This window comes from Stenotrophomonas sp. STK17_22 (assembly GCF_051983905.1).
Classification (GTDB): Bacteria; Pseudomonadota; Gammaproteobacteria; order Xanthomonadales; family Xanthomonadaceae; genus Stenotrophomonas; species Stenotrophomonas maltophilia_A.
The window spans coordinates 421,387-436,939 of sequence record NZ_CP197010.1 but is presented as its reverse complement, the minus strand read 5'-3'; the positions used below and the strand labels follow the sequence as shown (position 1 = coordinate 436,939).

Sequence of the window (15,553 nt, the reverse complement as noted above, 5' to 3'; positions counted from 1 at the left end):
GGTGGGCAGGGATGAAGAGGCGGCCAGTGTAAGGGATCTGCCTCGGACCCAATCCGTTAGCCCCGGTAGATCCACGCCATGCGTGGATGAATCCCCATCGAAATCGAATACTCCGATGATTGAACGAAAGGCGTCCACGCATGGCGTGGATCTACCGTGTCGACCAAGGTCGACACCTACCAACAGCAGCGCCCCTCCGCCGATGTCCCTACCGCACGGGGACGTCGTATGCGGTGCCCGGGTCCGGTTCGGGCTGCAGGGTGTAGTGCCACCACTCCTGCGGATAGTTGACGAAACCACGGCGTGCCATCGCCTGCACCAGCTGCTTGCGATTCGCCTGCTGCGCAGCACTCAGCCCGCTCGTCTGCGTATGCGCGCGTGGCCCGAAGAAATCGAAGTCGGTGCCCATGTCCAACGGCGTACATGCACCACTGCCGCAATCCAGCAGCCCCAGATCCACCGTGGCACCGCGGCTATGGCCGGAGCGCTCGGCGATGTAGCCGTCGGCCAGCAGCCGTGGCTTGTCCAGATCCGGGTACTGCAGAGCCTTGCGCGAGCGCTCGCGCGGATCGTTCACCCAGGCCATGAAGGCCTGCACCGAGCGCACCGGCCGGTAGCAGTCGTAGAGGCGCAGGCCAAAGCCATCCGCGCGCAGGTCCTGTTCCACCTGTGCCAGTGCCTTCGCCACCGGCGCCAGCAGGTAACAGGACGGCCCCTCGTAACCCGGCACGCGCGCGCCGGTGAAGTTGTTGGCGCCGGCGTAGCGGATGTCCATCTCGATGCCTGGCGACAACGTGCGGATCTCCACGAATCCGGCGCTGGCGGCATCGGTGGCCGGCGAAACACGCGGCGGCTCAGCGGCGCTGGCGCTCGCTGCCAGGGCAGTCGCCAGTACGAGTGAAATGCAGGTCCTGGAAGTCATAGCTGAAGTCGATGTCCGGGTCGATGGCACGCAGGTCCAGTGTGGGCGGCGCACCGTCACCGGGCTGCAGCCAGGCCTGTGCGTCTTCGCCCAGCGTATCCCAGCGCAGCAGCCAACGCCCCTGCAACTGCAGCACCGTGGCCTGCAGCCGGGGCGACTTGTCCACGCTGAAGCGCAGGCCGTCCGCGCCCGGGCACAGTGAGGCCGGGCCCAGCCACGGATCGCGGTAACGGCCCTGCCAGTGCGGCAGATCCGTGCGGCTCGTCTCCTGCGCCGCAACGGTGGACGGCCGCGAATGGCCGGTCGCCGCCCGCGTTGCCTGGTCTGCCTTCAATTCGGCCAGGTACTCCATCGCAGGCCGCGCATCGTCCGCTGCGGTGAAGCGCTTCAGCGCGGCCTGCATCAACGCGGTACGCGCATCCTCGCCTTCGCCATTGATCAGCATCACCACACCCACCTTGCGGTCGGGCAGCAGCGCCAGCGACGAGTACATCCCTGACAGCGTGCCGGTGTGTGCCACCTTCCACTGCCCATCCATGTCAGACACGCGCCAGCCATAGCCGTAGCCGTAGAAATGCGCGTTGTCCCAGCGCCGCTGGCGCTCACCCAGCGGCATCGGCACGTGTAATGTCCACAACGTGCGGCGCTGTTCACTATCCAACCAATCCTGCACCACGGCAGGATCAAGCAGTACCTGCATCCAGCGCGTCATGTCGCGCAGCGAACAGCGGATGCCTCCGGCAGCCATGGAAGGCAGGTCCGGGCTGATGGCACCGTCAGCGTTCACCACCTCATTGCGATCACGACGCCAGGCATGTGGCTGCGCGACGTTGCCTACGCGCTTCACCGACCAGGCCCCCACCTGGCAGCGCGTCATACCGAGTGGTTCAAACACCTGCTCGCGCATCAACTGGTCGTACGATTTGCCACCGGCCGCAGCGGCCACTTCGCCGGCCACCACATACATCAGGTTGTCGTAGGCATAGTGGCTGCGGAAGCTGCTGACCGGCTTCAAGTGCGCCAGTCCGGCAATGATGTCGGCGCGGGTGAACGTGTTCGGCTCCGGCCACAGCATCAGATCACCGGCGCCCAGACCGAGACCGCTGTTGTGGATCAGCAGGTCGCGCACCTGCATCTGCTGGCCCACCCATGCGTCATGCATGCGGAAGCCCGGCAGGTGCCGCCGCACCGGGTCATCCCAGCGCAGCTTGCCCTGCTGCACCAGCCGCGCCAGCAACGCGGCGGTCATCGCCTTGCTGTTGGAGGCGATCTTGAACAGCGTGTCCTCGTCGATGCGGCCGCCATCACCGCGCGCGCCCTCGGCATGGCGATAGACCACGTGCCCATTCTCGACCACCGCCATGGCCAGCCCGGGCAGGTGCTTATGCTGGACCACGGCGGCGACATCGGCATCGATGGATGCGGTATCGACCGCCGAAGCGGAGGGTGCGGCCAGTGCCGCTGCGAGGATCAGCAGATGATGCATGCACGCTTCCCTTCCAATGCCCGCGCCGCCCACACGGACGGCACGGGATGCAGCCTCAGAAATTCCAGGTCACCACCAACTGTGTATAGCGCGGAGCCTGCCAGCGCGTCCCGGTGGCGAACGTCGCCTCGCGGTACTGGCCGGGCTGCGCTTCATAGCGCTGGTGCACGTTGATGGTCTTCTGATTGTTGAACAGGTTGTAGACCGACAGCCGTGCGCTGAGGTCGATGCCTTCCACCGGCAAACGCCACGTCACATTGGCGCCCATGGTCCACGTCCATGGCAGGCGACCGAACGCGCCGCGCGGACTGTACTCGAACTGTCGCTGGTTGTATGGGCCGGAGCAGTTGGCCACGCACAGCCAACCGGTGCCACCGCCACTACCTTCACTGGAGGTACTGCCACCGGCGATGGAGTCGTTTGGCCACATCACGCCATACGCAGTGATCGGGCCACCGGACTGCACCTGCAACGTGGTGCCGAAGGACCATTGCTTGTTCAGTGCGTACGCAGCTCGCAGCTTGAACTGGTGGCGGAAGTCGTTGAACAGTACGCCGTAGCGCTCGTTGGTGGCGGGGTGGTCCCAGAACTGGACCATGCCGGTATCACCGTAGTTGGTATCGGAGTTCACTGGTCCTTCGAAGTTGCCTTCACTCTTCGACCACAGGTAGGACGCGTTGAACATCCACTTCTCGTCCCATGCACGGTCGATCTGGAACTCCAGCGCCTTGTAGGTACGCTTGGGCTTGGAGTAACCGATCACCTCGCCACTGCCGCCCTTTCGATAGCCGCTGTTGGCGGTGTCGATGGTGATCCAGCCTTCGTTGGCGCAACCGATGCTCTTGTCGCCCCAGATCGTCAGGCTCTCGCCCGGGTTGGCGATCGGCCACAGCGTGCTGGGGGTCGGGCCGCACGGGGTGTAGTTGATGCGGATGTCATCCAGAGCGCGGGTCATGCGCCGGTAGGTGGCGTTGACGCCCCAGGACCACGCCTGGTTGATCATGTTCTGGAAGCCCAGGATGTACTCGTCCTGGTAGACCGCCTTGAGATCGCGGTCCACGCTCTGGCGCAGGTCGGCACCGCCGGTGTTCATGCGGGTGTCGGTCGGCCCGATCTGCTGGCCGACGATCGGTGCCATGTACGGCGAGCCTGTCGGCGAGGTCTTCTGTTCCCAGCCATTGAGCACGTAATAGCTGTATTCGTCGGTGAGACCACCGGCGAAGTTCACGTTGATGTTGTTGGTAACCGGCAGGTAGTAGCGGCCGGCGTTGCCGAAGAGCTTGGTGCTGCCATCACCGCGCATGTCCCACGAGAAGCCCACACGCGGCGCGACCAGGTCGTCCATCTTGATGAACGCCTTGCCGGCGGCGGTGCGGTTTTCGAAACGGTCCCAGCGCACGCCGAGGTTGAGCATCAGGTTCGGAGTGATGTTCCAGATGTCTTCCACGTAGAAGGCATTGGCTTCAGTCTCGAACGTGCCTCCCGACTTGCGGTTGCGCGCACGCAGCATTTCGGTAACGCCTGCTGGCACGTAGGCATTGGCACCGTCCCAGACTTCGTCGCCAGGTCGCGCTACGTAGGCCGTGTAGCTCAACTCGGTCGGACCGGGGTAGCGGGTGGACTGCTTTGTGGTCATCAGCTCACGGTCGACACCGAAGCGTAGCAGGTGATCACCCAGCTGCCATTCGAAGTCCAGTCGCGCCACGTCACGGGTATCGTCACGCTCGGCCACTGCCGTGCCGGTGGGGTGGCAGCCTGCGCGCAGGCCCTGCAGCTTGCCCAGGCGCGGGCCGTAGGTGCTGTCGGTGAACACCGGGCTGCACGCCTGATCCAGCGACGAATTGGTGAACGCACGCTGGTTGTTCTGGCCGACCATGGCGCGGGCGGTGAAGTTCTGGCCGAAGTGGCCGGTATAGGTGGCCGACCAGTTGCGACCACCCGTCTCGGTGACCGAATCACCGCCCCATGCACCGAGCTGGTCTGCGTTCCAGTTGTAGCCATACGAGGCGTTGGTGACGTCACCTTCGTCGGAGAACGCCAGCAGTGCCAGGCTGTGGTTGTCGTTGATGTTCCAGTCCAGCTTGGTGCCCCAGAAACCGTTGCCGGAATCATTCTTGAACCAGGTACTGCCATCGGACGAGGTGTTGTGCCCTTTGTCACTGCGGTCTTCATACATCGCGAACAGGAACAGCTTGTCCTTGATGATCGGACCGGAGCCCCACACGTTGGTCTTCAGGAACGAGTTGTTGTCGCGGCTGCCATACGAATGCGGGGTTCCATCACGATGGAAGTGGTCGCCGCCGCTGGAGCGCCATGCACTGGGTTCAGCGGTGACTTCCACGCCGCCTTCGAACTCGTTGCTGCCCGAACGGGTCACCGCATTGATCACGCCACCGGTGGAGCGGCCGAACTCGACCGAGTATCCGCCGGTCTTGACCTGAAACTCCTTGAAGAAGGCGAACGGCGCGGTACTGAAGCCGCGACGGGTGTACATGTCGGTGACATTCAGGCCATTGATGAAGACGGCATTTTCAGCCACCGACGAGCCGGCGAAGGACAAGCCACCAAACGACGAGTTGCCGCCGACCACGCCAGGCGCCATCAGTGCGACCGCAGACAGGTCCTGCGCCACAGGAAGGCGCGAGATTTCCTGTCGATTGATGTTGAAGGATGTTTCGGTGGAATAGACATCCACGCGATTGACCACGCGTGTGCCGACCACCTGCAGTGCATCGAGATTGGTGACGCCGCCGCCGCTTGCCAGATTGACCGTGGTGGTGCCGCCGATCGCGACGCTGACAGCAACCTGATCACCCAGCTTCTGGCCATCACGGCTGAGCTGCAACTGGTAGTCGCCCACCGGTAGCTGGCCCAGGCGATAGCTGCCATCGGCACCGACCGTGACAGAGCGGGTCAGGCCCGTGCTGTTGCTGACCACGGTCACCTGATCACCGGCGGTGGCGCGGCCCGCCACCGCGCCGCTCACGTTCTGCGCCATTGCGGTGCCGGGCAGCATCACGCCCAGACACGCCCCAAGGGCGACGCACAACGCCGCCCGCTTGATGCTGTAAGCCTTCATCCCCTGCTCTCTCCTGCAAGAATTGAATGGTGTGGAGTGCGATGTGTCGCGCTAGCGTTGCCTGGCTGGCAGTACCCGCCACTGGAAGTCGTAGTTCCATTGGTCGAAGTACAGGTTGCCGCCAGCCCACTCGGCCTCGCCGCGCTGCGAGTCGACCGTTTCCGAGCGGAAGTGCTGCTTGGCCGGCACCAGGGCCTGGCCGAAATCGTCGTTGAAGGCGATGCGGTAGCCGTCGAGGCCACCCAGGTAGAAATCGCGCAGGGCCGGCACGTCGCTGGCCAGTGCGCCGGTGGTCACGTCCATCGGCAGCCATCCATACGGCGCCAGGTAGACCTGCCCCCAGTCATGCAGGTTGTTGTAACCACTGCCATCGTCGGAGAACACCATGCCCGACTGCCAGCGTGCGGGAATGCCGTTCAGGCGCAGCAGCGCGATCAACAGCAGGGTCTGCTGCCCACAGTCGGCATGCCCGGCATGCAGCGCGTAATCGCTGATGTTGCTGATCGTGGAGTATTCGCGCGCACCGGCCCATGGAATGCGATCCACGGCAGCAAACAGCTTGCGCACCACTTCATACGGGCGGGTTTCCCCCTGCAGCACCTGGTCGGAGAACAGCTTCAGCGCCGGCGTGAAGCGCACGTGCGGCAGCTGCTCGGCCAGGTAGGGTTTCAGTGCCGGATCGGCCGGTGTCGGCTGCACCTTGGCCGGATCGATCGCGGTATGCCGGGCCAGGATCGTGACCGCATAGCGGACCTCGAAGCGGGTCGGCTGCCCGGCCACCGCTTTGGCTTCCAGATAGGCGGTACGCTGCAGGGTGCTGGCTGGTGCCACGCGCGCCTTGCCCGGGGTGCTGCCCAGCCACTGCACCTGCTCCTGCTGGCCGGGTATCTCGCGCGGGTACGGAATCCAGGCGCGTACGGTCTCGCCGGCCGGCACCGCATCGGCTTTCACCGTGAGCGACTGGGTGAATTCAATGCGCTGCGGCAGTACCGACGCCTGGCCACTTTGTTCCGCTGCGGCAAGCACGCGTGCGTGGTGCGCGTTGAGCACCTCGTTTGGGCCCGGCGCCGGCATCGGTGCATCCGCGCGGCGGCGCGCACGTGCCTCGTCGCTGAGCAGGAACAGGTTCAACGGTGCGCGCTTGAAGTACCAGCGCGTGCCATCGATGTCGAGGTGTTCGATCAGTCCAAGCTGGTCCCAGCGTGCGAATTCCTCGTCGGTCAGGTCGGGAATCCAGCGGCGCACGGCAGACTTGGCGGCGGCTTCGTCGAGGGAAAAATCCAGGCGGATGCGGCGCATGCGCTCTTCCTGGAACGCGATGTCGTCGAAACTGACGCCAGGCTCCGCCGCGTCCGCAGCCGACCAGGTGTTCAGTTCGCTGCCGGCTTCGGAGAACCGTCCCGCGTCGATCATCTGCACGACCCGCGCAAACTGGATGGCCGAGGGTGGCGGCTCCGCTCCCGCCGACCACGCCCACAGCAGCAGCGCGGCACACAGGCCGGCAGTGGCAGGCAGACGTGGTTTGCGAACGGCAGGATCCACAGCGACACTTCCCCAGCGCGGGTGGTAACGGCTGTGTAACACGGGCCGGGATGCCGGTCAATAATTTATTCTTGCTTTCGATGCCAAAAGGAATAAATATTCCAACAGGCATTCGAGGAGGGTGTGCAGCGCATGATCCTGGCTTCCCGCGAACGGCATCGGCATTGGCCACGCCGCTTGACCCTGGCCCTGTGCCTGCTGGCCGCACCGGCCTTTGCACAGGCGGCCCCGCCGCCCGACCCGGGCGCGCCGCTGCCCTATGTGATCGGCCTGCACGAGGCCTACCTCACCCCGCAGTACTGGACCGCGCGCCTGGACAACGCAGACGTGCCGATCCTGGACCGCAGCCAGATCGAGGCACAGAACGCACGGATGCGGTCACAGGACAGCCACATCCAGGACATCGCCGCACTGCCCGAGCAGCTTGATGCGGCGGCGGTGCGCGCCAGCATCACCTCGCTGTCGAGCTGGCCCACCCGCACTCTGTACAACGACAAGGGCCAGGCCGTTGCGCCGGCACTGCGCAGCGCGACCGAAGCCAATCTGGGCCTACAGTCCATTCCCGCGCAGACGACACCGCAATACGGGCTGGTGGTGAAGCGCGCTGCACTGCGCACCTTCCCCACCCGCGAGCGCGTCTTCAGCAGCGTCGGTGACATCGACATCGATCGCTTCCAGGAATCGGCGCTGTTCCCCGGCGACAAGGTCGCCGTGGTCCATCGTAGCGCCGACGGCCGCTGGCTGTTCGTGCACAGCGAGCGCTACAGCGCATGGATCGAGGCCGATGCCATCGCCAGCGGCGACAAAGCCACCGTGCTCGGCTACGGCGCGAAGGGACCGTACCGGATCGTCACCGGCGCCACCGCACAGACCGCCTACACCCCGGAAGAACCGCGCGTCTCGCGCCTGCAGCTGGACATGGGCGTGCGCTTGCCGGTGCTGGCCGACTGGCCGGCGTCAGAGCCGGTGAACGGCCAGCAGGCACATGCGTCGTGGGTGGTGCAGCTGCCGGTACGCGAGGCCGATGGTCGATTGAAGCTGGTACCAGCGCTGTTGCCGCGCTCGCAGGACACCGCCGCCGACTATCTGCCGCTGACCCCACGCCTGCTGCTGCAGCAGGCCTTCAAGTTCCTCGGCGAGCGCTACGGTTGGGGCCACGACTACGACACCCGCGACTGCAGCGGTTTCGTTTCCGAGATCTACCGCAGCTTCGGCGTGCTGCTGCCGCGCAATACCAGCGCGCAGGCGGTCAGCCCGGCGCTGGACCGCGTGCCATTCACCGGCAAGGACGGCAAGGCCGTGCGCGACCGCGCCGTCACCGACCTGCAGGTGGGTGACCTGGTCTACATCCCCGGCCACGTGATGATGGCCATCGGCCACGTCGACGGCCGCACCTGGGTGATCCACGATACGGCGGGCGGCAGCTGGTTCGGTGCTGACGGCAAGCGTGTGCAGGCCCACCTCAATGGTGTTTCGGTCACCCCGCTTGAGCCGATGATGGCCAGCGACAGCGTCCGCTACATCGACCGCATCACCAACATCCAACGCCTGCGTGCCAAGACCCCCTGAATGAAGATCACTGCCATCGAACTGGGCATGCTGCGCGTGCCGCTGAAAACACCGTTCAAGACCGCCCTGCGCACGGTGGAAACCGTGGAAGACGTAGTGGTGCTGATCCGCACCGACACCGGCCACACCGGCTACGGCGAAGCGCCGGCCACCGCGGTGATCACCGGTGATACCCACGGCTCGATCATCGAGGCGATCCGTCACTTCATCGCGCCGCGCCTGATCGGCCAGGACGTGGCCAACCTCAATCGCCTGTGCGGTCTGGTGCAGACCGCGATGGAGCGCAACACCAGCGCCAAGGCGGCGGTGGAGATCGCGCTGTACGACCTGTGGGCACAGCTGCATGGCGCGCCGCTGTACCAGATGCTGGGTGGCGGCGACCCGGTGATCACCACCGACATCACCATCAGCGTGGACTACATCGACAAGATGGTGGCCGATTCGCTGTCGGCGATCGAGCGCGGCTTCGAGTCGCTGAAAATCAAGGTCGGCAAGGACATCGGTCTGGACATCGAACGGGTCAAGGCGATCCACGCCGCCGTGGAAGGCCGCGCCCTGCTTCGGCTGGACGCCAACCAGGGCTGGACGGCCAAGCAGGCGGTGCATGCCATGCGCACGCTGGAGGAAGCGGGCGTGGTGCTCGAGCTGCTGGAGCAGCCGGTGAAGGCCGCCGACATCAGTGGCCTGAAGTACGTGACCGACCGCGTCAACACGCCGGTGATGGCCGACGAAAGCGTGTTCAGCCCGAGCCAGGTGATGGACCTGATCCAGCAGCGCGCGGCCGACATCATCAACATCAAGCTGATGAAGACCGGCGGCCTGTCCAACGCGATCCGCATTGCCGACATCGCCGGCATCTACGGCGTGCCGTGCATGATCGGCTGCATGATCGAATCCAGCATCAGCGTGGCTGCGGCCGTGCACCTCGCGGTGGCCAAGAGCGATGTGATCACCAAGGTCGACCTCGACGGCCCCTCGCTGGGCCAGTTCGACCCGGTCAGTGGCGGCGTGCACTTCAACGAATCGGAGATCAGCATCAGCGACGTGCCGGGGCTGGGCATCACCGAAGTGCGCGGGCTGGAGATGCTGGGGTGACCCGCGCAGTCGAGCATGGCTCGACTCTACAAGGGCCGTGCTTATCTGATGCCTGGTCGGGCGTTACTTTTCTTTCTGCGGAAAGAAAAGTAACCAAAAGAAACGCTCCGCCAGCCGCGAGCCGACGTGCTGCGCACGTCGGTGCCCTGCGCTCCTCGGTCCGTCAAGGGACGGCGCGGAACTCGCTGCGCTCAGACACCCGCGCCTCTTCGCCCTCGCAGGACCTGCGGTGCTCGGCTCGCTACAAGGCGGACTCAACGTCCAAAGCAACAGCTGCACCCAGTAAATCCATGCCACGCGTGGATGCACCTTCTCTTGCTTCTGCCCTACCCCGTAACCCCTTCGCGGCTGGCACGCGCGCGATGTGTCCGAGGTCGGGCGGGTGGGGTTTGCAGGGGTGTCCGCGCCATGGGCCCGAGGCATGCCTCGGGCGGGTTGGGCAGGACGCCCAACCCCGGTCTTGCCGTTTGCGCAGGACAGCGCAAACGAGCAAGCGCGGCCAAGCCTCCATGGACGGATTCACGGCGTCCCCTGCAAACCCCACCCGCCCGACCCACTCCATGACACGCTCTACGCGACCAACCGCAATGCGCCTACACATGCCCGGACTCCCCGCATGCCGCCCCTGCTGAAGATCCGTTCCGAGCGCGGGCAGATGTCGGCCATCGAGCGTCGCATCGCCGACTTCATTCTCGACAACGCACACCTGCTGCGCGACTACTCGTCCCAACAGCTGGCCAGCGCGCTGGGCATCAGCCAGTCCAGCGTGGTGAAGTTCAGCCAGAAGCTCGGCTTCAAGGGCTACCCGGACCTGAAGTACTCGATCGGCCAGGATGTGGCTCGCGCCGGTGCCGATCCACAACAGGCGCCCAGCGAACCGGACAGCGGTGACGACTACCTGCGCCTCGGCGAGGCCCTGCGCCGCAGCAAGGCACAGGCCGAGGAGGAAACCCGCCAGGCCAATCCACGCGGGGAAATCGAGCGCATCGTGCAGCTGATCGACGGCGCGCCGAAGCTGTTCGTGTACGGCCTGGGTGACGACGGCCTGTACGCGCGTGAGTTCGCCATGCGATTGTCGCTGCTCGGCCTGCTGGTGGTGCCGCATACCGACCCGATCCTGATGCTGGCCAACCTGTCGGCCGCGCGCCCCGGCGATGCGCTGCTGGTGTTCTCCGAGTTCGGCAACCTGCCCCAGCTTTCGCAGCTGTCGCGCCAGTTCCAGGACATGGGTGGCAAGGTGATTTCCATCACCCGCCACACCGCCAACCCGCTGCGCGCGCATGCTGATGCAACACTGGTGGTGTGTGCGCACGACCGCACGCCGCAGGTCGCGCAGCTGCTGTACCGTAGCGCCATGCACGCGCTGCTCGATTTCCTGTTCGTGCTGCTCTGCCACGCCAATCCGGATCGCCAGCAGCAGCTCGCGGTGAACCTGGAGCGGATCGACCACCTGCTGGATTCCTGACCGGAGCGCACGTTGATGAAATCGCTGGTCCGCCTCGCTACCGCTGCGCTGCTGCTTGCTGCAGCGGTGTCCGTATACGCGGCGCCGCTGGATGGTGCGCGCCAGCTGATCGTGGTCACCAGCGATGGCTGGGACAGCACCGAGGGCCAGCTGCAGGCCTATGTGCGCGATGGCAAGGGCTGGCACGCGCATGGACAGGCGTTCCCGGTGGCGCTCGGCCGTACCGGCAGCGCCTGGGGCCTGGGCCTGCATCCGGCACAGGCCGACGGCCCGCAGAAGCAGGAAGGCGATGGCCGCAGCCCGGCCGGCGTGTTCGCGCTCGGCAGCGCCTTCGGCTATGCCATCACCCGCCCCGGCACCGCGATGGCCTACCAGCCCATGCTTGAAAGCAGCTACTGCATGGATGTGTCCGGCTCTCCGTTCTACAACCGCATCGTGGATGAAAAGAAGGTCGGCAGCGCCGCGGTCAAGGGCTCCACCGAGCCGATGCGGCTGGACCTTCACAACCAGGGCGACGTGCGCTACCAGGAAGGCTTCGTGATTGCCCATAACCCGGACAACCAGCCCGGCAAGGGCAGCTGCATCTTCGCCCATCTGTGGCGCGCGCCCGGTGAGGCCACGGCTGGCTGCACCGCCATGCCGCAGCCACGCATGCAGGCGCTGCTGGACTGGTTGCGCCCGCAGGATATGCCGCGCTTCGTGCTGCTGCCGCGCGCCGAGTACAAGCGCCTGCAGGCACAGTGGCAGCTGCCCGCACTGAGCGGAGACGCCCGTTGAGCGCGCAGGACGAACCGCAGCTGCAGCGCGCGGTCAGCCGCTGGCAGATCGTCGGCCTGTCGATCAACGATGTGATCGGCAGCGGCATCTACCTGCTGCCGGCCGCCACCGTCGCCCTGCTCGGCCCCTTCAGCCTGTGGGGCGTGGTCGCCGCCGGCATCGTCGTTGCCCTGCTGGTGCTGTGCTACGCGCAGGCCGCCAGCTACTTCGATGAACCCGGTGGCAGCTACCTGTATGCCCGTGAGGCGTTCGGGCGATTCGCCGGGTTCGAGATCGGCTGGATGATCTGGTTGACCCGCATCAGCTCGGCGGCCGCATTGAGCAATGCACTGGCCGATGCGGTCGCGCGCTTCTGGCCGTGGGCCGGCGCCGGCATGGGCCGCATCGCGGTGATCGTGGTGTCGCTGGGCTTCCTCACCGGCGTCAACATCATCGGCGTGCGCTCGGCCGCGCGCACCGGCGTGGTGCTGGTGATCGGCAAGATGCTGCCGCTGCTGCTGTTCGTGGCCATCGGTGCGTTCTACATCGATCCGCAACTGGCCTTCTCCGGCCAGCGCCCGGACCCGCATGACCTGCAGCGCATGGGCGAAGCCGCCTTGCTGCTGCTGTACGCCTACGCCGGCTTCGAGAACATTCCGGCGGCCGCCGGCGAGTACCGTAATCCGCGCCGCGATATTCCATTCGCCCTGATCACCATGATCATCACCGTCACCGTCATCTACGGCGCGGTGCAGGTGGTGGCGCAGGGCACGCTGGCCGGCCTGGCCAGCTCGGCCACGCCGCTGGCCGATGCCGCCGCCGGCTTCGGTGGCGAGGCACTGGCGCTGATCCTGACCATCGGCGCGACCATCTCCATCCTCGGCACCAACAGCAACACGATGATGATGGGCCCGCGCTTCCTGTTCGCGCTGGCCCGCGATGGCTACGGCCCGAAGATCCTGGCCCAGGTGCATCCGCGCTTTTACACGCCGGCCGCGTCGATCCTGTGCCAGGGTCTGATCGCACTCGGCCTGGCCCTGTCGGGTTCGTTCGTGCAGCTGGCGCTGCTGTCGATGACCACGCGCCTGTTCGCCTACATCGGTACCGCCGCGGCAGTGCTGGTACTGGCCAAGCGCTATGCCGACCGCCCCGGTGCATTGAAGCTGCCGGGCGGCCCGCTTATTCCGGTGCTGGCGCTGCTGCTGTGCGTTGCGCTGTTCGCCAGTGCCAGCTGGCAGAACATCGCCGCCGCGCTGGTGGCGTTCGCCATTGGTGCAGTGATCTACAAACTGCCGCGAAAAGATGCCGACGCCGGATGACCGATAGCGCCGGGCCATGCCCGGCGGATTGATCTGGTGATCACGCTGCCGGACCGGGCCGTTAACCGCCACGCAGGCATGATCAGGCTTCGTCCACAACGGAGCCTTCCATGACCGAGTACCAGATTCCCGGCCGCGTACCGGACGACAGCACACCGCGCGATGCGGTCAGTAACTACTGGCGCGAACGCTACACGGCCGAGCCGTACTACGACGACCAGCTGTTCTTCGAGGACTACGAGCCGGCCTACCGCATCGGCCACGCCGCACGTGCGCAGGACGTGATCCGCGCCTACGAGGAAGTGGAACGCGAGCTGGAATCACGCTGGGCCAGTGAACGAGGCAAGAGCCGGCTGGAGTGGGCGCAGGCACGCAGTGCCGTTCGCCGTGGCTGGGAGGAAGCGCGGCAGGTGGAACCGCGCCTGGCACGCGGCCCCTGACGGATCCGATATGCGGCAACGCCGGGCATGGCCCGGCGCTACCGTTGCTGCATCACTCCTGTTCCGGCAGCGGCGGCACGGCCGTGCTGCGCTTGCTCTCACCGCCACCGGCGGCGATCAGGTCGCGGGTGTTCTTCTGCACCGCCACCGCACCGAACAGCGACAGCGCGAAGGCCATGCCGTAGAAGCCCTTCTCGCTCAGCACCAGGGTGGCGTTCCACAGGCCAACCAGCAGCAACAACAGCGCAGACAGCAATGCGAACCAGCACAGCGCGTAATACAGGCCACTCACCGGGATTCCCTCGACACGGTCACGCACGCTCTTCTGCAGCGACACCGCCGCGAACAGGCCGAACAGCAGCAGGGTCAGGTAGTAGCCCTTTTCGTTGAGCGCCATCGTGGCGTTGAACAGACCGATCAGGTAGGCCGCCGCACCCAGCAGCAGGGCCACCCATGAGGCGGCGATGAAGGCGGTGGAGGGCTTGTGGGGCATGGCAGTGTTCATTGCAGATCCTTGGCAGGCAGACGGGCACGCTTTGCCCGGGCGTGCCCACCCTAGACGATCCCGCCGCGCTCGCACAGGGGTCGCAGGACCTTCGGGCCACGACGCTCACGACGCCAGTGGTATACAAGGGACAGCCCGGCCATCCGCATCCCCGCACTGGAGATACCCATGACCCGCACGCCCCTGCTGCTCGCCCTCGGCCTGGTGCCGATCCTTGCCACCTCCGCCTGCAATGCCGCCGACCCGGCCGCCAACGGGGCCCAGACCGCAGCGTCCGCAGCCTCCACCACTGCCGACCAGCGACCGTTCACCGCATCCGAAATCAGTCGTTTCGACCAGCCGTGGGCAATGACCTTCCTGCCCGATGGCAGCCTGCTGGTCACCGAAAAGCGCGGAAAGCTGCAGCACCTGGACCTGGCCAGTGGCCAGAAACACGAGATCACCGGCGTTCCGAAGGTCGCTTACGGCGGCCAGGGCGGCTTCGGTGACGTGATCCTGCACCCGCAATTCGCGAGCAACCACGTGGTCTATCTCAGCTATGCCGAGGAAGGCACGCTGGACACCCGCGGCGCTGCCGTGGCCCGTGCCACGCTGGCGCTGGATGCCAACGGTGCCGGCCAACTGAAGGACCTGAAGGTGATCTGGCGACAGAGCCCGAAGGTGAGTGGTGAAGGTCACTACGGCCATCGCCTTGCTTTCGGCCCGGACGGCAAGCTGTGGATCAGCTCCAGCGAGCGCCAGAAGTTCGATCCGGCACAGGACATGGGCGGCAACCTCGGCAAGATCATCCGCCTCAACGATGATGGCAGCCTGCCCGCCGACAACCCGTTCGCCTCGCAGGGCGGCGTGGCCGCGCAGGTGTGGTCACTGGGCCACCGCAACATCCTCGGCATGGCCTTCGATGCCAACGGCAAGCTGTGGGCCCACGAGATGGGCCCGGCCGGCGGCGACGAGCTGAACCTGATCGTGCGCGGCGCCAACTATGGCTACCCGATCGTCTCCAACGGCAACCACTACGACGGCCGCCCGATTCCCGACCACGATACCCGCCCGGAGTTCGCCGCCCCGAAGGTGACCTGGACGCCAGTCATCTCGCCGGCCGGCTTCGTGATCTACAGCGGCACCCTGTTCCCGCAGTGGAAGGGCAGCGGCTTCATCGGTGGCCTGTCCTCCACCTCGCTGGTGCGCGTGGCCTTCGATGGTGACAGCGCGCGCGAAGCCGAACGCTTCAACATGGGCGAGCGCATCCGCGAAGTGGAACAGGGCCCGGATGGCGCCCTGTGGCTGCTGGAAGATGGCAACAAGGCGCGCCTGCTGAAGCTCACCCCGAAAACCTGACAGGATGGTAGTGCCGGCCGCTGGCCGGCACGTTTTC

Annotated in this window: 12 protein-coding genes; 7 read left to right on the top strand and 5 right to left on the bottom strand. The window is 65.9% G+C overall.

Features of this window, described 5'->3' with window-relative positions; all coding sequences use genetic code 11:
* Window positions 1-208: 208 nt before the first annotated feature.
* Genes ACSYS9_RS01945 through ACSYS9_RS01930 form a run of 4 tightly spaced genes read right to left on the bottom strand, consistent with a single transcriptional unit; the run spans window position 209 to window position 7,029 of the window.
* Window positions 209-922, bottom strand: coding sequence for a M15 family metallopeptidase (locus ACSYS9_RS01945; RefSeq protein ID WP_049461774.1), 714 nt, complete (start codon window positions 920-922; stop codon window positions 209-211).
* Window positions 855-2,408, bottom strand: coding sequence for a serine hydrolase domain-containing protein (locus ACSYS9_RS01940; protein ID WP_049461773.1), 1,554 nt, complete (start codon window positions 2,406-2,408; stop codon window positions 855-857). Before ACSYS9_RS01940 ends, ACSYS9_RS01945 begins: the two co-directional genes overlap by 68 nt.
* A 55-nt stretch (window positions 2,409-2,463) precedes the next feature.
* A complete protein-coding gene (locus ACSYS9_RS01935) occupies window positions 2,464-5,487 on the bottom strand; it encodes a TonB-dependent receptor (protein WP_049461772.1) in 3,024 nt (1,007 codons plus the stop codon).
* A 51-nt stretch (window positions 5,488-5,538) separates the two neighbouring features.
* Entirely contained in the window at window positions 5,539-7,029 is a 1,491-nt protein-coding gene (locus tag ACSYS9_RS01930) for a transglutaminase-like domain-containing protein (protein ID WP_049400066.1), read from the bottom strand.
* A gap of 132 nt (window positions 7,030-7,161) precedes the next feature.
* Between ACSYS9_RS01930 and ACSYS9_RS01925 the strand changes: the two genes are divergently transcribed.
* The 6 genes from ACSYS9_RS01925 to ACSYS9_RS01900 all read left to right on the top strand — a co-directional run bounded on the left by ACSYS9_RS01925 (window position 7,162) and on the right by ACSYS9_RS01900 (window position 13,673).
* The gene (locus ACSYS9_RS01925; protein ID WP_049421210.1) at window positions 7,162-8,598 is read left to right on the top strand and encodes a C40 family peptidase; all 1,437 of its coding nucleotides are present in this window, start codon (window positions 7,162-7,164) and stop codon (window positions 8,596-8,598) included.
* A complete protein-coding gene (locus ACSYS9_RS01920) occupies window positions 8,599-9,693 on the top strand; it encodes a dipeptide epimerase (protein WP_032130035.1) in 1,095 nt (364 codons plus the stop codon). It abuts the gene before it with no gap.
* Between the two features lie 616 nt (window positions 9,694-10,309).
* Window positions 10,310-11,158: a MurR/RpiR family transcriptional regulator gene (locus ACSYS9_RS01915; protein WP_049461891.1), complete on the top strand. Its 849-nt coding sequence runs from the start codon at window positions 10,310-10,312 to the stop codon at window positions 11,156-11,158.
* Between the two features lie 15 nt (window positions 11,159-11,173).
* Complete coding sequence (locus ACSYS9_RS01910) at window positions 11,174-11,935, top strand: L,D-transpeptidase family protein (RefSeq protein WP_049461892.1); 762 nt, start codon at window positions 11,174-11,176, stop codon at window positions 11,933-11,935.
* Entirely contained in the window at window positions 11,932-13,233 is a 1,302-nt protein-coding gene (locus tag ACSYS9_RS01905; protein ID WP_049461893.1) for an APC family permease, read from the top strand. Before ACSYS9_RS01910 ends, ACSYS9_RS01905 begins: the two co-directional genes overlap by 4 nt.
* 110 nt (window positions 13,234-13,343) lie before the next feature.
* Complete coding sequence (locus ACSYS9_RS01900) at window positions 13,344-13,673, top strand: hypothetical protein (RefSeq protein ID WP_049461894.1); 330 nt, start codon at window positions 13,344-13,346, stop codon at window positions 13,671-13,673.
* Between the two features lie 52 nt (window positions 13,674-13,725).
* On the opposite strand, the gene yiaA is transcribed toward ACSYS9_RS01900, so the two are convergent.
* On the bottom strand, window positions 13,726-14,178 hold the full coding sequence (gene yiaA / locus ACSYS9_RS01895) for an inner membrane protein YiaA (RefSeq protein WP_049461895.1): 453 nt from the start codon (window positions 14,176-14,178) through the stop codon (window positions 13,726-13,728).
* 168 nt (window positions 14,179-14,346) lie between these two features.
* Between yiaA and ACSYS9_RS01890 the strand changes: the two genes are divergently transcribed.
* Window positions 14,347-15,516 (top strand): PQQ-dependent sugar dehydrogenase, encoded by a 1,170-nt coding sequence (locus ACSYS9_RS01890; RefSeq protein ID WP_049461896.1) that lies wholly within the window; start codon window positions 14,347-14,349, stop codon window positions 15,514-15,516.
* The last annotated feature ends 37 nt before the right edge of the window (window positions 15,517-15,553 follow it).